Source organism: Clostridium ljungdahlii (genome assembly GCF_001636845.1).
In the GTDB taxonomy this organism is placed as follows: domain Bacteria; phylum Bacillota; class Clostridia; order Clostridiales; family Clostridiaceae; genus Clostridium_B; species Clostridium_B ljungdahlii_A.
This window is the reverse complement of sequence record NZ_LITT01000019.1, coordinates 1-21,417: the sequence shown is the minus strand read 5'-3', so window position 1 is coordinate 21,417 and position 21,417 is coordinate 1. Positions and strand designations below refer to the sequence as shown.

The 21,417-nt window shown below is 26.8% G+C and carries 23 protein-coding genes; 1 reads left to right on the top strand and 22 read right to left on the bottom strand.

The window, feature by feature from the left end; translation table 11 throughout:
* Positions 1-307: 307 nt before the first annotated feature.
* From WY13_RS09245 to WY13_RS09165, 18 genes are all read right to left on the bottom strand, one after another.
* Complete coding sequence (locus tag WY13_RS09245) at positions 308-1,096, bottom strand: hypothetical protein (RefSeq protein ID WP_063555397.1); 789 nt, start codon at positions 1,094-1,096, stop codon at positions 308-310.
* A 178-nt stretch (positions 1,097-1,274) separates the two neighbouring features.
* Positions 1,275-1,796, bottom strand: a complete 522-nt coding sequence (locus tag WY13_RS09240; RefSeq protein WP_063555396.1) for a hypothetical protein — start codon at positions 1,794-1,796, stop codon at positions 1,275-1,277.
* A 133-nt stretch (positions 1,797-1,929) separates the two neighbouring features.
* On the bottom strand, positions 1,930-2,130 hold the full coding sequence (locus tag WY13_RS09235) for a hypothetical protein (protein WP_063555395.1): 201 nt from the start codon (positions 2,128-2,130) through the stop codon (positions 1,930-1,932).
* 306 nt (positions 2,131-2,436) lie between these two features.
* The gene (locus WY13_RS09230) at positions 2,437-3,027 is read right to left on the bottom strand and encodes a hypothetical protein (RefSeq protein WP_063555394.1); all 591 of its coding nucleotides are present in this window, start codon (positions 3,025-3,027) and stop codon (positions 2,437-2,439) included.
* A gap of 239 nt (positions 3,028-3,266) precedes the next feature.
* Positions 3,267-5,042 carry an ATP-dependent DNA helicase gene (locus WY13_RS09225; protein WP_063555393.1) on the bottom strand — a complete coding sequence of 592 codons (1,776 nt, stop codon included), beginning with the start codon at positions 5,040-5,042 and terminating at the stop codon, positions 3,267-3,269.
* 122 nt (positions 5,043-5,164) lie between these two features.
* Complete coding sequence (locus tag WY13_RS09220; protein ID WP_063555392.1) at positions 5,165-6,259, bottom strand: hypothetical protein; 1,095 nt, start codon at positions 6,257-6,259, stop codon at positions 5,165-5,167.
* 372 nt (positions 6,260-6,631) lie between these two features.
* The gene (locus WY13_RS09215; RefSeq protein ID WP_063555391.1) at positions 6,632-7,549 is read right to left on the bottom strand and encodes a DUF3991 and TOPRIM domain-containing protein; all 918 of its coding nucleotides are present in this window, start codon (positions 7,547-7,549) and stop codon (positions 6,632-6,634) included.
* Between the two features lie 830 nt (positions 7,550-8,379).
* Entirely contained in the window at positions 8,380-8,565 is a 186-nt protein-coding gene (locus WY13_RS09210; protein WP_063555390.1) for a hypothetical protein, read from the bottom strand.
* Positions 8,566-8,857: 292 nt separating this feature from the next.
* Positions 8,858-9,019 (bottom strand): hypothetical protein, encoded by a 162-nt coding sequence (locus WY13_RS20945; RefSeq protein WP_156499007.1) that lies wholly within the window; start codon positions 9,017-9,019, stop codon positions 8,858-8,860.
* 232 nt (positions 9,020-9,251) lie between these two features.
* The gene (locus tag WY13_RS09205) at positions 9,252-9,488 is read right to left on the bottom strand and encodes a DUF2442 domain-containing protein (RefSeq protein WP_063555389.1); all 237 of its coding nucleotides are present in this window, start codon (positions 9,486-9,488) and stop codon (positions 9,252-9,254) included.
* 175 nt (positions 9,489-9,663) lie between these two features.
* Positions 9,664-10,995 (bottom strand): cell wall-binding repeat-containing protein, encoded by a 1,332-nt coding sequence (locus WY13_RS09200; RefSeq protein WP_063555388.1) that lies wholly within the window; start codon positions 10,993-10,995, stop codon positions 9,664-9,666.
* A gap of 270 nt (positions 10,996-11,265) precedes the next feature.
* Positions 11,266-12,027 carry a Fic family protein gene (locus tag WY13_RS09195; protein WP_063555387.1) on the bottom strand — a complete coding sequence of 254 codons (762 nt, stop codon included), beginning with the start codon at positions 12,025-12,027 and terminating at the stop codon, positions 11,266-11,268.
* 34 nt (positions 12,028-12,061) lie between these two features.
* Complete coding sequence (locus tag WY13_RS09190) at positions 12,062-12,640, bottom strand: Athe_2463 domain-containing protein (RefSeq protein WP_431602454.1); 579 nt, start codon at positions 12,638-12,640, stop codon at positions 12,062-12,064.
* Between the two features lie 90 nt (positions 12,641-12,730).
* The gene (locus WY13_RS09185; protein ID WP_156499006.1) at positions 12,731-12,937 is read right to left on the bottom strand and encodes a hypothetical protein; all 207 of its coding nucleotides are present in this window, start codon (positions 12,935-12,937) and stop codon (positions 12,731-12,733) included.
* 406 nt (positions 12,938-13,343) lie between these two features.
* Entirely contained in the window at positions 13,344-14,660 is a 1,317-nt protein-coding gene (locus WY13_RS09180) for a cell wall-binding repeat-containing protein (RefSeq protein ID WP_063555384.1), read from the bottom strand.
* Between the two features lie 233 nt (positions 14,661-14,893).
* A complete protein-coding gene (locus tag WY13_RS09175) occupies positions 14,894-15,865 on the bottom strand; it encodes a hypothetical protein (protein ID WP_063555383.1) in 972 nt (323 codons plus the stop codon).
* Positions 15,866-15,942: 77 nt separating this feature from the next.
* The gene (locus tag WY13_RS09170; RefSeq protein WP_063555382.1) at positions 15,943-16,392 is read right to left on the bottom strand and encodes a helix-turn-helix domain-containing protein; all 450 of its coding nucleotides are present in this window, start codon (positions 16,390-16,392) and stop codon (positions 15,943-15,945) included.
* 312 nt (positions 16,393-16,704) lie between these two features.
* Complete coding sequence (locus WY13_RS09165) at positions 16,705-17,190, bottom strand: Holliday junction resolvase RecU (RefSeq protein WP_063555381.1); 486 nt, start codon at positions 17,188-17,190, stop codon at positions 16,705-16,707.
* Between the two features lie 163 nt (positions 17,191-17,353).
* On the opposite strand from WY13_RS09165, the gene WY13_RS09160 reads away from it, so the two are divergent.
* Positions 17,354-17,545 (top strand): hypothetical protein, encoded by a 192-nt coding sequence (locus tag WY13_RS09160; protein WP_063555380.1) that lies wholly within the window; start codon positions 17,354-17,356, stop codon positions 17,543-17,545.
* Positions 17,546-17,811: 266 nt separating this feature from the next.
* Here WY13_RS09160 and WY13_RS09155 read toward each other — a convergent pair whose 3' ends face one another.
* Genes WY13_RS09155 through WY13_RS09140 form a run of 4 tightly spaced genes read right to left on the bottom strand, consistent with a single transcriptional unit; the run spans position 17,812 to position 21,169 of the window.
* Positions 17,812-19,716: an AAA family ATPase gene (locus tag WY13_RS09155; RefSeq protein WP_063555379.1), complete on the bottom strand. Its 1,905-nt coding sequence runs from the start codon at positions 19,714-19,716 to the stop codon at positions 17,812-17,814.
* A complete protein-coding gene (locus WY13_RS09150; protein WP_082848453.1) occupies positions 19,700-20,209 on the bottom strand; it encodes an ABC-three component system middle component 2 in 510 nt (169 codons plus the stop codon). Before WY13_RS09150 ends, WY13_RS09155 begins: the two co-directional genes overlap by 17 nt.
* The gene (locus WY13_RS09145) at positions 20,193-20,636 is read right to left on the bottom strand and encodes an ABC-three component system protein (protein ID WP_082848452.1); all 444 of its coding nucleotides are present in this window, start codon (positions 20,634-20,636) and stop codon (positions 20,193-20,195) included. The genes WY13_RS09150 and WY13_RS09145 overlap by 17 nt, the downstream gene beginning before the upstream one ends.
* Positions 20,637-20,644: 8 nt before the next feature.
* Positions 20,645-21,169: a hypothetical protein gene (locus WY13_RS09140; RefSeq protein WP_063555376.1), complete on the bottom strand. Its 525-nt coding sequence runs from the start codon at positions 21,167-21,169 to the stop codon at positions 20,645-20,647.
* Positions 21,170-21,417: the final 248 nt, after the last annotated feature.

Below are 21,417 nucleotides of genomic sequence, written 5' to 3'. Positions count from 1 at the left end.
TTCAACCTTTCTCTATACAAATAATTATGAATATAGTTCATTCATCTTCATTCTAATTAATTATTTTCTTATATTCAGTATATTCGCAATATGAATATACTGAATATTCTGATATATGTATTTGCAAGATTATTAAGAAATCTGAATTTCTAACAAATATCTTTCTATTAAGTAAAATAATAAAGAACAGTGTCTTGTATTTTGAAAGCTCAATTTTATTCTGAATTAACTTTTTAACTACTTCTGATGCCAATTTTCATAGTCTGCAATCCATCTTATTTAATTAATCCCCAAAACATTAGTATATCTAATATTTTATACTTTTAATTAAGTCATATTTTCCTAAGTAATTTATTATAGCTATAGCCTCTCTCTCTTGAAAATCATCTTGATAATCTGAATCAGCTGGATTTGTAAGCCATACTATTTCTGCCTCATTGCCATTTTCTATTAGTTTTACTACTTCTTCAATAGATTTCTCAGTTGGATTACAACATTCACTCCAGCCTGCATTATCATTTATGTCACAATCATAATCAGGAAACTCTTTCTTAGCTCTCTCTATTACATACTTAGAATCTACATCATATTTTAATTTTATAGCTTGTTTTAAATACTGACTTCCATATGCTGCAATCCATTTATCTCTTTCTTGACCAAATGCTTCTTCTTTTTTCTTTTCTTTTTCTAACTCTTTGAGTTCTTCTTTGCGTTCGTTCTCTTCTTTTATTTTTAAGCGTTTATCCTCTTCTTCTCTTTCTCTTAGAGATTGTTCTCTTCTAATTTCCTCAACTCTCTCTCTTTCTTTTCTAAATTCTTCTTCTCTTTTATCTCTTTCATCAATAAATGGCTGATACTTTTCTTCTAATTTTTTTAAATTTTCTCTTCTATTTTCTTCCCAAGTCAACAGTTCGTTAACTTCTTGAACTTTATCAAAACGCTTTTTCCTCATTTTTTCTGTTAAATATTTTCCACATTCATCCTCTTTTTTAATATAATCAACAAGTATATTTTCTAAATGATTCTTATACTCTGAAAATATAAATCCAATATTTAAATATATATTTCCATTAGTATCTACATTAGCAAGTTTCAAAATTCTCTCTGAAACCTCAGCTTCAATCTCTTGAATTTCTTGTCCATCTCCACCTAATAAAATACTGTTTTTTCTTCCATCTTCATTAAAAGATATTTTACTATTACTTTCTTTTTTTCATCCATTCTTATTTTCTCCTTTTCATCTTAGTTTAACTTTCTTATCACTTAAGCCATCATTATGCAACTGCAATATACAAATTCTTATATGGACAATAGTCTTTAATACTATCAATATCTATTATGTTTTCATCATATATAAGTGCATGCCCTTTCCAAAATTGTAAGCATTCCTTTAATTCATTTTTTGACTTAATGTTTAAATCTTCTGGCTCTTTAAAACTTTGGCTGGCTGGGAAAGCAGTTATCAAAAAATATTCTTCATCATTATTTCTATTTTTGTTTAAAATAAAAACAATTGACTTTACAAGTTCAGCTCTTCTATTTTTTACAAGCCTGGAATAAATCTCTCTGCCTGTTCTCTTAGCAAACACTATTTCATCTTCTGGTTTTGTCTGTATGCACTTACAGTACCCTATGTTATATTCAAATTCGATTTTTACTATTTCAAAGGATTTATTTAAACTATCAAACTTTCCTTCAATCTCACACTTTTTTAATAACTCCTTCCAATTAACTACAAAATCAGTCTCATGAACTTTCATATGTTTTTTAGCGTTATTACTTATAATAACCTTCATATCATTAAAATCCTCCATTCTTATTGAAATCTTATTGAAATTATCTATATATTGATTTATAATGTTTGTGTGTTTATAATTTATTTTTATTTTAGCGGTTAAGTTAACCTGGCAAAGTTAACTTAATTTTTTGCTATTTTGTTCCAAATATTTCTTTTAATAATTTTTCTACATCAAAAATACTTTTTCTTTTGCTCCAAAATTCAAAAGCCATTCTTATTACAGTAAAGCTCCTAAATGAATCAAATTTATATATTTTTTCAAGTAGCTTGTCTATATTCACATTGTAAATTAAGTCAGCTCCTTTGGTTGCTCTTATAGTTATTAATATCATTACTATAATAGTTTTTCATCTTTAGACTCCCTTTCTTTTATTTTTGGTTTTCTATTAACTCCGATATATATATTATATCCGTTTTATTGACTTAAGTCAACATTTTTTTTAAAAACTTTTTTCATATATATGTTGGTCAGCAAAATCCATAATCAAAGCACAAATTAAATGACTTAAGTCAAAAGGAATGTAAATTTATATGATATTTACATTCCTTTTATATTAGTTTTTCCATATTTATAAGATTTCTATTATAGTTTTATATCAACAAGTTTATAATAAATGCAACTTTAACTACCAAAATAGTTATATCTTTTTTAAATCATCAGCTAACCTTTTTCTACTTTTTTTATAGCAATCCATATCATTTAATAATTTGGTTAAAACATATACTATACTTTCTTCATTTGATATTCCATACTTAAATACATCATTTAAAATTGTTGCTATCATATCTTTTTCATTGTTTGTAAGTACCTTTTTTTCTTCTTTACCGTCTATTATAATTGGAGCTTCAAAATTAGTTTCCTTTAAAATAGTTTCAATATCATCTTGCTTTATGCTATTTTGCTTCATATTGTTAGCTATTATATCACCATATCCAAAACTTTTAAACACTTCAATTAAATCTAAATTAAACTTTTTTATAAGTAGACATACCAAATTAAAAGATACGTTAACTCGATTTTCATTTTCAATCCTATTTAAATAAGACGCTGTAATTAAGGCATCTTCCTCAATAACTTCTTTTCCATCCTTAACTTTTTTAACTTTAACAGTCATCTCTTTTTCGATTTCCTTTAAAGATTTTCCACTCTTCTTCCGCTCTCTTCGGATAATACTGCCAAATGTTATATTACTACTATTATTTTCATTTTTAATTTGTTCATTTTCCATTGTAGTACACACACTCCTCAATTATAAATGATATTGGTTTCGTCAACTATTGTCAATATCAACTTGAAACTGTTAATATTTTTTTATATTTACCTATCCAAGTAAAATTATCTTTTTGTGAGTATGTTTACTGGTCTATATATCTCCTAATTTTCATCATATCTAACCATGCGTGACATTCATTAGAATATCCAAAAGCTATTATATAAAAACTTGCTTCAACTTTCTCATAAAATTCCCTATTTTTTTAGTATACATATATTCTCCTCTATTCTATCTGACAATAATGAATTTCTTTCTTTAATTACTCTTTTTACCGCTTCATTAAAAGTATCCTTATTCCCTATTATTATTATCCTTTCAATGCACCTTGTTACTGCAACATATAATAATTCTCTGCTTAACATTCTTTTATGTTCCTTATCTACTATCATTATTATTACCTTGGATTCACTGCCTTGCATTTTGTGTACAGTAGAAACATATGCCACCTCTATATCCTCAACTTCATTTTTTTTAAATGTTATTTCTTTGCCACTAAAATCAATTGTTACAGATTCTATCTCAGTCATATTTCTCAACACTTTTTTAACTATTCCTTTCTGTCCATTGAATATATTTTTTCGATAATTATTTCTTACTACAATTACTGGGTCCAATATCCCCAATTTATAAATATCTCTTTCTTGGATAGGATTAAATTCATTAGCTATTTCCCTATTCAATTGTTCTACACCATTATTTCCTTTCTTAACAGGAGACATTACTTGTATATCATATATACTTGTCCCTTTATTAAGTAATTTCTCTACTGCTCCTATTACTTTTTCCTTAATATTTTCTCCATCTGCATTTATAAATTCAAATTCATTCTTCTTTAACCATATTCCAGACTTTTCACCATTTATGCCTATGCCTTTAATTATTTTATTTGCATTACTAATTATTAAACTATTCTTTTGCTGTCTAACAACGTCTTGTAAATAAACCACAGGGATTACCCCACTTTTTATTAAATCTTTTAGTACACTTCCAGGGTCAATAGATTGCAGCTGAAATTTATCCCCAACGATTACAATTCTAATATTCTTGTTGTCTTTCACACTAATCATCAAATCTGTAAACAACTGTAACCCTATCATTCCTATTTCATCTACTATTAGCACATCTGCTTTAATACTTCGAAAATTGTTGTTATCTTCTCTTTCTATTCCTAATAATCTATGTATAGTTGAACCTTGAACCCCAGTAATACAGCTCATTCTTTCGACTGCCTTTCCAGTAAAGGAAGTGAGTTGGATATTATTACATTTTAAATATTTAAATCCTTCTACAATTGCTTTTATTACTGTTGTTTTCCCGCTGCCAGCTACTCCTGCTATACACGTTATTTTATTAGAAAGAGACATCTTAACTGCTTTCTGTTGTAAATTATTTAATCTAATATTTTTTGATATATAACTTTTTATAAATTTCTCAACCTTATCTAAATCATAATTAATCTTCTTATTTTCTTCTACAAAATTAGTTATTAATTCCGCAAGTTTAACTTCAGAATTATATAGCCTGCTTAGATATATACAAGTATTTTCATTTAAATCTCTATACAAAACTATTTCATTTTCAGCACTTAAAAAATCTAATATTTTATCTAATAATTTTTCGTCATTTAATACCCCTAATTCTTTAAGCCTATCCTCTAATTCGCTTTTATATGTAAATACATGCCCTTCTTTAGCCATGCACTCATTAATGTAAATAATTGCAGCTGCAACAATATTTCTACTTTTGTAATCTTCATCTTTATTAACACTGCACTTTTCTATTATCTCTTTTATTACCTTAAAAGAGATTGCATAATGACTTAATATATATGCTCTATCATTAACCATATTTGTTATATCCATACCATAATCTACAATTAACTCATCTACTACTTGTTCCCCAATATCGCCAAACTCATATATAAGTTTTTCCTTAATTGTTAAATTTCTATTTACATTATCTTTTTTCATTCAATTTATAACTTCTCCTTTTCTTTAGTTACAAATTGATTATGGCATATAAGCAATATTCTTTATATAGATAAGCTGTTCTACCTCGTTCGAGTTTATTAAATATAAAAAAGGCAGAAGCACTAACTTGCTCTTGCCTTTATCACTTTATCTTTAAATATTAAATTTGCTACTTCTTCTCCAAATTTAGCTTTACAAATCATATATGAAAAACAACTTGCAGTGGTACGTTTTCCGCTATAAAGCATTATTTTTGCTAATTGTTCTCCCTTTTCAAACAACTCTTGATTATATTCTGGAATATAAAAATATGTTATTTCATTTCTATTCCATTTAGTATATTTTACTTGATTTAAATTTGGTTTCTGTATTAAACCAAGTAAAGCAAATGTGTTAATTACGGGATTTATTGTACTTTTACTTTTCTTCATTATACCAGCAATATATTGAAGTGACATAGAAAATGCCATACCTGTTTCACTTTTGGTATGCCAATAGAGCTTCTCTATACCTTCATCTAATATTATTTCTAATTTAGCTATATGTACAGATATCAATTCAAATAAGGCTGGAAAATTATCTTTAGTTAAGTTACCTTTTATAAATTTCTTGCATCTATTATATTTATCTCTAATTATTTCAAGTTCCGTTATCCTTATTTCTAATAATTTACTCAAATCCTGTATAACTTTTCTAATATCACAACCTATAAAAATTTGATACAAATCTAATACATCAAAATCAATGTTAGCGCAGTAATTTTCTTTAGTTTTGTCGCCAACCATATATAAATATTTATTTTTATTAATACTATAGCTTACCCATGCTTCTAAATTATCTCCTTTTATCGTTAGTTCCCTAACTTTCATTCCAAACCTCTCATAGCCTGATATGCATACTTCTCTACCAGTATATTTTACACTTTCTTTTTCTATAACTTTATCTGCTTCTTTTTCAGTTTTAAAAGCAAAAGATTTACACTGTTCCTTATACATAAATTCACACATAAAGGTTTTTTCCATTAAAACATCCAACCCAAAAATATATCTAAAATCTATTTGTCTAATAAGTACCATTGCTTCATCTACTGTAGAAACGTCTTTATTAACAGCTAATAATCTTTTTATATATTCCTTATTATTAATAAAATATTGCTTATATTTATTGTTTGTACCAACAGCCTGTTGTGCTTTCTTAATTCTTTTAACTCTATCCATAAAATTTCTCCTATTCTACCTCTCCGAACGATTACCTATAAAAAATTACTCTGTTTTATATTTATATATCTAACCACGTTATCATTTGAATGTTTTTATCCAATTATAAATTTTAATTAAACACATTTCTATGTTTTAGATGTTCTACAAAGTCCGAGTACTTCTTATTCTTAGTAAAATTGTCACTATATTGAATAAATCCTTATAAAATAAAAAAAGCAGTGGAAGAAAAAAGAAAAATAAAGTAATTACATGTCTTCTTATTGAAATTTTAATATCAGCAAAAATGTCTTAATCAAACTAAAAAAAGCTCACATCTTTTAAAAATATGAGCCAAATTTTATTATATTTTTTCTTTTTCTTTTGATTTTATTATCTTTTCATAAGCAATTCATTAAAGTCCTTAACTCCTTTGCTTCGCAACTCTTGCCTACCATCCATAACATTACAATTTCTATATTGATTTTTAATATTCATATAAGCCTTATGACCTGAATCATCATTGTCTGTACAAACACAAATAGTGTCAATTGATTCATATATACTTATATATGTTTGAATTATATTTATTTTAGCTGAGCCACCAGTAGATAATAGTAAACAATTATGCAAGATGCTTTGATTTATCTGAAAATATGATATTAAATCTATTGGTGCCTCAAACACCATAAGATTTTTAAACTTAGTACCAATTTTGTATGCAAATCCATAATTTTGATTAGAACCTGACACAACACCTTTAAATCTTGTATTAATATAACTATTTGTGCCACACTTATCTGCTCCAACTACCTTATTCATTTCATTTAGATGTAAAAAAAGTGCATTATGCCTTTCATCTTCCCCTAATAGTCCTTTACTTATAAATTCATTTATTACTTTAGCATTTATCCCTCTCGTTTTACATAAGTAACCATATACATGTTTAATTTCATTAGTAGAATATTTAATATCTATACTTGCTCTCTTAGTTTCTGCAGAATTCTTTTTATAGCATAAAGTTTGTCTTGTACTATTAATACTATCTTTTAATAAATACTTGACTGCCTTTCTAAAATCATTGCTTGTAATATTTGACATAACATAATTTATAATATTGCCTTGTTGACCATATTTATACCAAAAATATATAGGTGTCTCATACTTATATGTAACTACAAGAGTATGTTCTTCTTTAGAACGATAGTTATTTGTAGATTCTTCAATAAAATTAAAACCTTGGCTTTCTAAAAAGCTTTTTAAATCAACCGACTTAGCTTTATTAATAATTTCATCTTCTAATAATGGCATTATTCATTTTCTCCTTCATATTTTATATTTTTTATAATTTTATAAAAATATTTAGGAGATTTATATAATTAAACGGTCGTAGCAAGTCTTACCAAAATCAGGAATTAATTTGTAACTTGTTATTACTTAACATATGTAAAATTACATAACTTGTTACTAAACTTAACAATTTTTGTTTTTATTTCGTATTCAAATATTATATTACATATAATTATCTACAATATATGTAACATGTCATGTAAAAATATACAATTTAATTCAAAATATTTTTTACATAATTATACTCTTACTTATAAAAATTTTGTATGAAAATAAAATACTGATTGTAAAAAATAGTAATTGTAGATATTAACAATTACTATTTTTTCATGTTGGTGAATTTATTATTAGTAGAACATATATATACCTGTGAAGTAAGTATTATATATTCATTATTAAAATATTCAATTTAAAGCCTATATGATTAATTATATAGGCTTCTTAATGTCTTTATACCTTTCTTCTTATATAAGTTCTTAAAAGAGTATATACACTCGAATATCATATATGTTTTATAGTACATATTATGTTTTATCTTTTAAGGTGTTCAAAACAAAAAATATTTTATATCACATAAGTATTTATGTATTACACATATTGTTATTTATATATTATTTATTGTTTATATACTTAAAGCTCTTAATTCTTGTTTTCCATAAAATAGAGTTTATTTTTTAGCAGTATATAGGTTTATGATTCGGGGGTAGTTGTGAATATTCTTACAATTTATTTTTATACATGAATATTCAATATTTATACCTATTAAATATTGAATTAGGCTTCTCTTTTTTCTAAGGTTTCATACTCTTTACATCTGCAAGACTTAATCCTGTTATTTCTGCAATTATTTTATCATCATACTTCGAGTCTATCATTTTTATACCTATATCTACAGCCATCTTCATTCTTGCAAAATTCTCAGCCACTTCAATTTTGCTTTCAATTCCGTTTAAATTAAATGTTTCCAATGATTCCATAGTTTACACCTCTTCACCTTTTTTAACTTAGAGTAATATTTTAAACTATAACTAAAACATTATAGGACCCTCAAAAGCTTATAATTACCTTGCCAAGTTTATATAATTGTAATATAAAGATTAAATATAATAAAGATATCCAATTTAATTATTAATGTTTTAGATGTATCTGTCATATATTAATACTAAATCTTTCTAAAGCCTCGTATCAACAACTCTTTAGAAGCATCTAAAATCTAAAACTATTAATATATCTTAGATTTTAGTTTTTGCGTAAGTACTGTTATAAATATTAATCGAAGTGTATTCCATAAAGTTCCCACATTAATTTTAATATCCGTTCATTTTCCTTTTCAACTTCAGATTTAAGGTTAATTTTAGTGATAGTACGGGTTTCCTTTCTTATTTCATTAGTTGCCACTTTACCTTTATATTTTCCTCGAATACTTGCCATTTTAACTCCTCCTATTTTCTTAAACTTAATTTATTATAATTTTTAATCTCTCAGCTAAATCTATATCAAATTGTTCTAATTTATTATCATTTTTTTGCACTTTCTTTGCTATAATAAATAAATCCATTTATTTTTTTATTATAACTACATATCTATTTTACCAAATGCAGCTCGATTTTACATCAACATTATAAGCAATTTTTACAACGAATTAGTCGTATCCATACTTAATTTATTTTTCCTTAATTATGCTTTTAATTAATAATGTATCTTTGCTTAATGAGGCTCCACAAATCCACTCTATGCATTCAAACTCAACCTTAAATCTTTTTAACTCATTAACATCCTTTAATGCTTTAAATACTTCTCCATCAAAGTATTTAGATATATCGAATATTCTATGTTCTCCATTAGATAACTCGATTAGTAACTTGTTTGAACTGTAAACACTAATATTGATTATTCTCATTTATATACCTCTCTAAAACTTCTTTTTTATTATTAACCAAATTTCCTAACGTTGTATCATTTTACTTACTCTAAAAGCTTTATTAATACCATATTTATATAAATACCAAGTTAGAAAAATTAAATAAAAAAAGATATTAGTCAAGGATTATTCCTAAAACTAATATCTCTAATTTTTATTTAATTGGACTAAAAAGAATACTTATAAAAGTTTGTTCAACTTTTATAGTTATTGTTCTGCCATCCAGTTCAATAGTCTGAGATTTTAAATTAGGATTTTGTAATATAGAAAATAAAGTATCTCCCTGAGTTGGAAGTATCCAATTTAAGATGGTATGTATTTTAGCATCTATTTCTGGATTACTTGCCATAATTCCAAGTCCCATATCAACATCTCCAGAACCTACACCATACGAAACTGCATCCCAGTCATCTAACACCTTTGAACCATATCTATTTAAAACTACATTAGGATATTTATCAACAAATCCTAAACTATATAATTTTTGCTTTATCTGATTACCAGTATGACCTGGTGCATCTACAACTGGTGTATCTATAGCTAAACCATAATCTCCAACAATTATAAGATTTTTATTTTCAACAAAACTTTTTTCTGTTGAACTACAATCATTATCTATTAATGTTAGAGGGTAATTCATTTTGCCTGCCAATACAGAAGCTACAAGAGCGTTGTGAAAATCCTTTCCTGTTGCCAAAGTAAGTCCTTCTGTAGAAGAATCAAAATTATTAACTATTGCTTGAGAAGTCTGGTATCTATCAGCTCCACCAAAGCGACTAACAGTTACACCCATATCCAAAAGTTCATTATATATATTGGAAGACATAACGAATTCCCCTCCCAGTATATTTACTCGCTGAATTCCCCAATCCTTTAAAGCTTGCTTGGTTTGTTCATTAAGGGAATTCTCATTTGTAAGCAGTATAGGACTTCCTGTTTTTCCTGCAAAGGTTGATGCTGAAAGAGCATCAGGATAGTTATATGCATTAGCTAAAAATGCAGTTTTGGAATTGCTTATTTTCTCAACAGCCTTTCCAACTTGTACTGCCGTAGCAAATCTATCTAACCCTCCAAGTCTTTCTACAGTTAAGCCCTGACTTTTAACTTTATCCTCTACTGCTTGTGATACTGAAGAAGTACCCCCAAGGATATAAACATTTTTTGCTTTTAACCTGATTATTTCGGCTAAAGTATTATCACTAAGAGTGTTTGTTTCTGTGAAGAGTATTGGTGCATCAATCTTTATACCTAAGGATGTACCAGACAGTGCATCAGGGAAATCTGCTGAACTTGCCAAAATAACATTGTCTGAGGTTGTCCATCCTTTCTGACTTACCTTAATACCTGTATCGTATACATCACTTCCATTTATTCTTGTTACTGTTGGCGTTGAATCAGCACTCACCTTTGTATTGAAACCGATTAATATTCCAACAATCAAAATTGATATAGCTATTAAAATGTTCTTATTTAATAATTTTTTCATAATGTCCCCCCTATTAAATTATTATATTAATTAATATTTTATTAAAAATTCGCTTCCTATTTAACTAAATTATAACATTGATTTAATAAATATTTTATATTTTTCTGTCGGATTTGTAAAAAACATTTTAATTTATACTCTTTTCTTACAAAATATATCTTATAATGCGCAAAAAAGTATATAAAATGATAATCAGCATATACACTGTTTTCCATTTTATATACTTTTCAAATATTATTTAGATTTTTAAAAACAATCAGTTTACTAATATTAATTATCCAAAAAATCTTTAAGATTCTTCTTTTTAATATTATAATTTTTAACCCACGTCTTATATGCCTGTTCATCCAGAAAATCCACCATTTTACTAATATTTTTCCTATTATTAAAGTATTCTAATGCCAAATAATATTCTTCCTTATCAATTTCAAAAATAATAATTGGAGGTAAATTATTTCCTATAAGTAAATAGTTGAGTAACACTCTTCCTACCCTTCCATTACCATTAGCAAATGGATGTATGACTTGAAAGGAACATATAAAATAGCCGACTATCTTTAAAACATTACTTTTATTAATATCTACATCATTAATCGCTCTAATCAATAAGTTTAGATTTTTCTCAATTTTTAATGAAGATACATCTGCATTAGTTAAATTAACGATATAATCATCTTTCTTAAATTCTCCTGGTTTTTCTCCTTTATATAATAATTCTTCTGTAAAACAATCCTTCATTAAAGAATAATGAACATTTTTAATTAACTCAATAGACAATTTCCTATTATTCTCTTCAGCTAAATGTAAAATATTATTACAAAAATCCCTATGATTTTCTATCTCTTTAATTGTCTTTTTATTTACTTCAAAAGTAGTAACCTTTTCCCCTTTAAAAACTGTTTCTACATCTCGAAGCCTGGTTTCATTATTTGCTATTTTATTAGACGAATATGTAAACTTCACAAAAAACCTATTTAACATAGTTTTTGTTTTTCCTTTTCTCCAAACCTTTATGGCCTCATTATAAAACATTACTAAAGCTCCTATCTAACATTAATATATTATATTAAGCTCTTAAGTAAATTAAAAACTTTTTTTTATTAGTTGCTACAGATGGTATATAGTTATCAGGATTATGTGCATTTCTTGTAAAAGTTCCAAGAATAGCTCCTGTCTCCTTATCTTTAACTACTTCGTAAACTATTCTTAAATTTCTTATATCATTGTCACTTTCACGAAGAACAAGGTCTCCATAATAAGTTCCGCCACCTATTGAACCAACAAACACTGCTGTTGTCATAGTTGGGTCACTTCTTAATGAAAGATACTTTGCCCAAGTTTCTGCACACGTAGCATTCATCGTTGGTTCTTGCTGTATTAGCTTTCTTAAAGCATCAAGTTTTACGGGATAATATGCATCGTCATCTGGATTATCCCACTTAGTGTCTCCACTTGGACATGCTAATGAATAAGTCCAAGGGGATAAATCATATCCATAATCTCCTGGCGTTGCATTTGATGTATGGTCTGGTGGAAAATATGGGTTACTTATTTCATTACCTAAACTTGAATACCCCATGTATCTCCATTCTCCGTTTACTCCTTTATATCGCTCACAATTATTTGTTACTCCAACACCATAAATTACATTGCCTCACTAACATCGTTAACTATACGTTTTGAAAAAGGCTTAAACCTATCTCCATTTGAATAATTATATACATTTTCATACATATTAGCATAAAGTACAAGTATTGGACATTTGAGCCTCAGCAAGAATGGGAACAGGTGAATACCATCTAAGATGTTTATATTGTTCCAAAAACACCATATTGCTTATATCACTTTTACCATCGTACCAATCTAATTGATTTTTTCCATTTGAATTAAAGTGCATTACTGTAGGAATTCCTGTTTTACTTATAGTATTTAGAATCATCATAATCTTCAATAAGTCCGGTTGCCGCATAAACCTTTATAGGATATGCAATTAATATTAGTATAAATAAAAACATAAGTGCCAATACCTTTATTACTAATAAATTTTTATTTATAGTTTTTCAATTTTATCACCATTCTTTCTTATCTATTATATTGGTTGAGTGTCTTGTGAACTCGCTTCGCTCGATATTTCAGTGGAGGTATCTATTTCCCCTACTGAAATTTACTAAATCCCCCACCTATGCTGCCGCTTACAGGTAGGGGGAATCCTGATTATGTTATAAAATTTAACTAATCTACCTTAAAATCATCTATATATTTTTAATTAAAGTAGTTATATACAATAATAATACTAATAAGAAAAAGATATTAGTTAAGAATTAATTCTAAAACTAATATCTTTAGCTTTACTTAATTGGTCCAAAATTTATACTTATAAAAGCAGGCTGAACCGTTATGGAAATAGTTCTTCCATCCAATTCAAGAGTTTGAGAGTTCAAATTGGGATTCTCTAATATAGAAAATAAAGTATCTCCTTTAGTAGGAAGTATCCAATTTAACATGGTGTGTATTTTTGTATCTATTTCTGAATTGCTTGCATAAATTGATATATTTATATCTCTGCTATCGTGATATGTGGAATAAGTTACACCATCATACTCATCTACTCCTTGCGAACCATACTTATTTAAAGCCATGCCTCCTCTTTTATCAAAGAAACCTAAACTATATAACTTTTGTTTTATTTGACTGCCAGTATAACCTGGTTCATCTACAGTTAAACCATAGTCTCCAACAATTATAAGATTTTTATTTTCAACAAAACTTTTTTCTGTTGAACTACAGTCATTGTCCATTAATGTTAGAGGGTAATTCATTTTACCTGCCAATACAGAAGCTACAAGAGCATTGTGGAAATCCTTTCCTGTTGCCAAAGTAAGCCCTTCTGTAGAAGAAGCAAAATTATTAACCATTGCTTGAGAAGTCTGGTATCTATCAGTTCCACCAAAACGATTAACAGTGATGCCCATATCCACAAGCTCATTCAATATATTGGAAGACATAACGAATTCCCCTCCCAGTATATTTACATGTTCAATTCCCCAGTCCTTTAAAGCTTGCTTGCTTTGTTCGTTAAGAGAATTACCATCTGTCAGAAGTATAGGACTTCCTGTTTTTCCTGCAAAGGTTGAGCCTGAAAGAGCATCAGGATAGTTATATGCATTAGCTAAAAATACAGTTTTAGAATTGCCTATTTTCTCAACAGCCTTTCCAACTTGTACTGCTGTAGCAAACCTATCTGACCCTCCAAGTCTTTCTACTGTTAGACCTTTGCTTTTAATTTCATCCTCCACTGCTTGTGATATTGAAGAAGTACCCCCAAGGATGTAAACATTTTTTACTTTTAACCTGATTATTTCGGCTAAAGTATTATCACTAAAAGTGTTTGTGTCTGTGAAAAGTATTGGTGCATCAACTTTTATACCTAAAGATGTACCAGATAATGCATCAGGAAAATCTGCTGAACTTGCCAAAATAACATTATCTGAGGTTGTCCATCCTTTCTGACTTACCTTAATGCCTGTATCATATACATTACTTCCATTTATTCTTGTTATTGTTGGTGTTGCATCAGCACTCACCTTTGAATTAAAACTGATTAATATTCCAACAACTAAAAATGATATAGCTATTAAAATGTTCTTATTTAATGGTTTTTTCATAATGTCCCCCTATTCAATTATTATATTAATTAGTATTTTATTAAAAATTTATTTCCTATTTAACTAAATTATAGCATTGATTTAATAAATGTTTTGTATTTTTCTGTCGAATTTGTAAAAAACATTTTATTTTATACTTTTTTCTTACAAAATGTATCTTATAATACACAAAAAAGTATATAAAATAAAAATCAGCGTATATACTGATTTTTATTTTATATACTTTTTAAATATTATTTTAAAACTTCTTCTAAATATTTATCAAAGCAGTATAGATATCGCTTAACAATTCTACAAAATATCAAAATTATTTTTTCTTTATCATTAAACCATCCAAGTGCTAAGAATGTAGCTATTTGATTATATTCATCATTCCAATCCAGCATAAAATCAAACTCGTCATCAATCTTTTCACGCTTTGTCTTTAACTTGTAATAGGCTTTTTTACTTTTTATGTTATTAAATGCCAAAACAATGCCAATGCGATTTCTTCTATCTGCCATAACTTTATAGTCTATTCCACCATATCCCGTTCCCATAATAAAGCAATTTCCTGTAACATCCTTATATTGATAAACATTACCTTGATTACTACAATCCTGTCTCAGTCTTTTGCAAATTTTTATCAAAATTTTTTGTTTATACGACATGACCTTAATATCATCTTTTACACTATTTACTTTACTTACATTATAATAGTTTTTTATACTACTAATTAATAAAAAATGTTCCTTAATATTATTTAGTTGTTTAAGCATTTCTATCTGTTTATATTTGTTGCATTTATTTATTTCTACAAGCTGCTTAATAACATCTTTATTAATAATTAGAAATAGTAATTCGATGTTTTTTTTAGAATTCGTAATAATTAATTGCTTTAATTCTGTTATATACTTATCTGTAAATTCTGTAGCTATCCAAGCTATTAATGTACTTTTATCATTTTTTGCCAAACTTATTAATTCTACAATTTGCCTATAGTGTATTTCATCGGATTTTGTCAACTGCATCTCGCAAAATAATTGTTTTTCTTTTTCTGCAGCACTTATATCAACTCGTCTCTTAAAATTTTTATCAACATAAACACGTTCTAACATAATATCATTTTCACTTAAGATTATTCCTATTTTTTCAGACAACTCTGTCGGGTTCTTCTTTATATAAATCGAATATAAGTATTCTCTCCTACTTCCGTCAAAGCTCATTTCAATCTCCTCCATAGTAAAATAACTTCCAAATGTGTAAAACCATGTGGAAGTTAAAATTATTATACGTTTCTTATTTATATAGACTTTCTTATTTCTTTTTTAAGGTTATCAGCCTGTTGTAAAATATTAGTTTCATCTTCTCTATCACAAGCTTCCTTTGTAACATATTCCTCAAGTATCTTTATTAATTCCCTTAAAGATAATTTGACACTTATGCTCGCCTCTTTTTGTCCAAATAAATATCTTTCATTTAACAATAAATCTTCGATTGTATCAATATCTTTCTTAATCTTCTCTTCGGGTGAAAAAGGGAAAAGATTTTCTATGGTACTTATATCTATATTTAGTGCGGCCATCAATTTTTGTATACAATATATGGTAGGGTTGACTCTTTCTTCCGTTTCCATTCTGCTAATATAACTGCAGCTTAAATTGGTAATGTCTGAGAGCTCTTTTAAGCTCATTCCTTTTTGTTTTCTAAGGTATTTAATTAGGCTTCCAAAGCTTTCTTGGGTATTTTCCATTTAAATTCATCCTCTCTTTTTATAGTAGTTACTTTTAAATAACTCCTTTTTTATTATTTTTTATATCATATACACTTGTCCTCAAATTTATAATTTATTTCTTAATTTGAATTTAATAATGGATACTACTCCCATAGAAATTAAAGTTAAACAATAAAAAATGCCTCTTCCTATATGTAACATTGCTTTTTTTGAGCAAAATCACTTATAGGAAATGACATTATCTAAAATAATTTCTTTACCTGATAGAAGAATATAGTAACTTGAAACTATTAATTAGGAATAAAAAGCATGGGTTTATCCTGCTATGAATTAAGCAATATCTTCTAAAAACTTCTTTAAATTATAGCTATATCTTGTTCTTTTTATTTCCTGCCCTATTAATGTACCATTCTCCTTACAAAAATTTAAAGACACACTCTTTCTTGTCCTCTCTGTATAAATATTATATATATAATTTATATTAACAGCATAAGTCTCTTTTAAATCTCTAAAGTTAAATATAAAGAATGCTTTTACATCATCACAATTCTTTTGACTGTTATACATTTCCACTACTTGATGTTTTTTTATATTGGTAAAAGGACAACTTTTTCCTCTAAAACTTTTTAATTCTAACAACAATAACTTTTTATAAAATGCAATAAAATCGCACATATTGCTTATGGTAAATCTACCTTTTTCGCCTATATTCCATGCACTGCTTGAATCTCTTAAACGGTATATAAACACCTTTTTGTGGGAGCTGAGAAAACTATTGTAAAAATCTTGTTCGAATTTTTTTCCTTGGTTCTGCATAAAATCCTCTTCTCTTTTTTAAACTTATATATTATATACATATTATCCATTTTATATATCGTTTTTTTGTAAGGGAAAAAACGATATTTGTATAATTAAAGTATAGATTAACTATAATATGTTACATTATTAGTATGGTATTTTATAAAAAGGAGTTAATACTATGAATATTTTAAGAGAACTTATTATTAGAAGTGTATTAGTTGTTATGTTAAATGATGCAATTATATTTTATATAATTAGTAAACTTTCTCAGAGAATAACATTGCCTGTAGCAGCAGGAATTATAGCAGTCACATGTATTGCATTAGTAATTAATATTTGGTATTATCTATATCCAAACGAAATAATATAAATGGATTTTTCTTGTAAAACGTTTTAACGGATGAATGATATTCACCCGTTAATTTTCGTAACATTTCAATATTATGTTAAAACATAGCCTTTATTTTAAATATAGTTCTTTAATAATTTTTAATTGTTCCTTAAATTTATTTTTATGTCAATTTTAAGCATGTTAATATTACTATATCTCTCTAAATATTTTTTATTAAAATTACACAGATGTCTCAAACAAAAATCTAATTTCATATAAAAATATAATTTTCAACATAATAAATATCAATTTTTAATATCATCTATTAATCCATATGGTAGTCCTTTTGTACCATCTCCATCAAATTCTTTAATAATATTAATCTTATCAAGGAAGGCTGGATAACCATTATTAACAACAATTAATTGAATACTCTCTTCATAATCCTTACCAACTTTTATAAGACATCTAACTATTGAATTAAATATTTCTTCATCCTTGAAGCCTTCTTCACTTGCCTTAGCTCCCAAGTTTTTTCTTGGAGAATCAATTATAAGTAACCCTAAATGATTGAATTCTTCTTTTCTTGCCTTAATAGTAATTGCTAAATAGTATGCCATTGTTATCAAAGTAACACTGGCTAAACTACCTAAATCCCTATATAACCTGCCTCTTACATAAGGTAAATAAGTTTTTTCATCAATATATGCATTTTCTAATTTAGGAAAAGCAAACGCATCCAAAATTCCACTTAATAACCCTGACAAATCCTTAATTAATTCGTCTCTATTTACAGAACTATTCTCAGTATTTTTTATTTTCTCATTTAAATCTTTGATTGACTGCTGTTTACTATCATATAACTTATTTATTCTATCTAATTCAATAAATAAGTTATGGTCATTATCTAATTCTCTTAAAGCTCTATTTAATTCACCAATTTCATAATTTAGTTGTTCGATTTGCTCGATATACGGATTTACATAGTCTTTTTGTAAATACAATAGCTCTTTCTCTAAATTTAACAAATCAGCCTTAAATCCAGAATTTTTCTTTATGAGAATTTGCAAATTTTTTTCTTCCCTTTTTATAAATTCAACTAATTCCTTATGCTTCTTAATAAATCTTTTCTTATCTTGCTTAAACTGTAATATTTCATCTATTTTTAACTCAGTTTTTTCTCTACCACATAGGCTACATGTATGCAAATCATCATTCTTATTTATAGGCTGTAAACAGCTGGGACACAAAATATAATCATATTTATCAAGTGTTTTATAACCTTCAATTATAAAATCGATTTTATGTACTTCACTAATATACTGATTTTTTAACATCTGTAATTTATTTAAATATTGTTTTTGGTCACTTATGTCTTTCTCAATCTTTTCAATACTATTCTTTAAGTTTACAATTCTCTTTTGAAGGCTAAGTGAAATTTCATCATTAGTATTATTTGTTCTTTTTATATCTTCAAGCTGTTTTTGCTTCTCTAATATATTGCTCTCTGCATATTGTCGTTTTTTGAAATACGTTTTTAAATCAACTACATCTATTCGCTCTAAGAATTCACTAATTCCTTTATTTTTAATTTGAAGTTCCCTTAATTCTTTATTCTTTACTTTTAAACTTGTTTTAAGTTCGGCCACTAATTTATCGTACATATTAAAAATTATTTCAAATGTTGGTTTTCTTTTAATTGAAGTTTGCCAATTCTTCTCACCCATAATATTTTCATTGTCAATTTCTGTTTGTTTTAAATATGAAAATTTAAATAAATCCCTAAAGCTAAATTCTTGTTTTGCAACTTTTATATTTGACAAATCAAGCTTTTCCAACAGAAAAGCTGATAATGATTTAGGATTACTTGGTATATCAATCTCATATGTATCCAACAATTCAAATGTATTACTTTGAGAATTCCAAGCAAATACTGCAACTGGTTCATTAAATTCAAACAATTTTCTTCTAATTTTATATTTACAATCTTTTATTTCAATCTCAAGCTCAACTGCTATACAGCTTTGTCCAATCTCAATATAATTTTTATGTTTTTCCGAACCCAACGCATAATTAATCATCTCTAATATTGAAGTTTTGCCAGTTGAAGTTGGACCCGATATATAATTTAACCCATCCTTAAATATAACTTCATAATTTTTTCGTGTACCTATTAATGAAAGTTTTTTTAATTTAAACTGTTTTCCCATATTCCTCACCCCCAAATCTATTTATGATACCGGTTTTCATTAATATCTCATTTTCAACTTCACTATCACTTTTCTTAGAAATATTGTTCTTGACGAAATCTGATAAGACTTCCAAGGATTCTTTGTACATTGAGCTTAATTTTCCTAAAAATTCATTTCCCATATTAGTTATCATATAATAAGAAACTTTTTTATCAAAATTACATTCTATAAAACCTTTTGATATTAAATATCTAAGAACTTTATTATACTCACTTACTATTGGTTTCCAATGATAAAAAGAATAATACTCATAAAAATCATATTTTATATTAACATTTAAGTTATTTGTATTTATCATAGTATTAGGAAATTTCATGTAATAATCATAAAGCATTATTTTATCCATAGTTAACTTAAATGTTTTTTTTACTTCAAACTTTGATATAAGAATTAATATTCTAATTGAATCCATAATAATATTACTTATTAAAGAATTATTCTGATTGTCCAATATCATTTTCCCCTTTCTTTAAATAACTTTCTAACTTTTCTTCATAATTTTTTAACCACCCTACTTTGCATTCATCCGAAAGCTGATGTAGCATTCCCTTTTTAGCAATAAGCGAAATATCATCTGTAGCTTTAAGTGTTGTGGTATCTAATTCCTCTATTCTTTCATATGTTTTTGCTAATAAAATATTACCATTTTTTTCTTGAGCATATTGTATATATTGAGGATACCATAAACTTTTTATTTTTGATTTTAGTTGTGAATACATTTTTAAATCATCTGGATTACCTTTACTTTCAATTATACTTTTAGCTATCTCAGCATTAAAAAATTCTTTTTTGCAAATTTCATTTTCATAGATATTAGCACATTCAAGTTTTTTTATAAATATGCAATCATCATATTCTAATTCCGATACATCATCCATTTCATATATTACTTCTCGATAATACCTTTTTTGTCTTGCAGATATTCTAATATCTGGTTTAATAAAATTTTTGTTTCATTATCAAATAAAGTATCATATAACTTATACTTTTTTAATTGTGTAATCAATAAGCTTCCATCATATAGTTTGATTTTTCTATTATACTTATCCTCCATTTTCTTTTTCCATTTCCACCACCATATATGTTCTTTCTCATTTAATACACATGGTAAACATAAAAACCAATTATTAAGCTTGTACTTATCTGTCGATACTGCAGTGTTGAATGATTCTCTTATCTGAGATTTTTGAGAATCTCCTATTCCATCGATAAAATATTTACATTGATATACATCAATACTATCTGAAAAATCTCCAATAAAAATATCTATGCCATCGTCTCCCCGTGATACATCGACAGGATAAGCATCTTTAAATTTTAACTGCATTAGTTGTACACATATCTTTTCAAATACTTCACGGGCACCTGCATCACCATATTTGTCTCTCAAATATCTAAAATCTCTTTCCAATTGAGCTCCCCCTAAAATATAAATATATAGTATATTATATCATTATATGTCATGTTTAACCATTTTTTTCATAAAAATCCCTTAACATCAAAAAATCGTTCTTACTATGTACTCACCCATCAAACCCTGACGAAAACACACCCTCTCACCCCGCATTTCTGCGTCAATTCTAAGAAACCTTGGCGAAAATTTTCCAAAAAAATGATGGTATTGAATACCACTTTTTTCATCGAAGTTTAGTGGGAAAA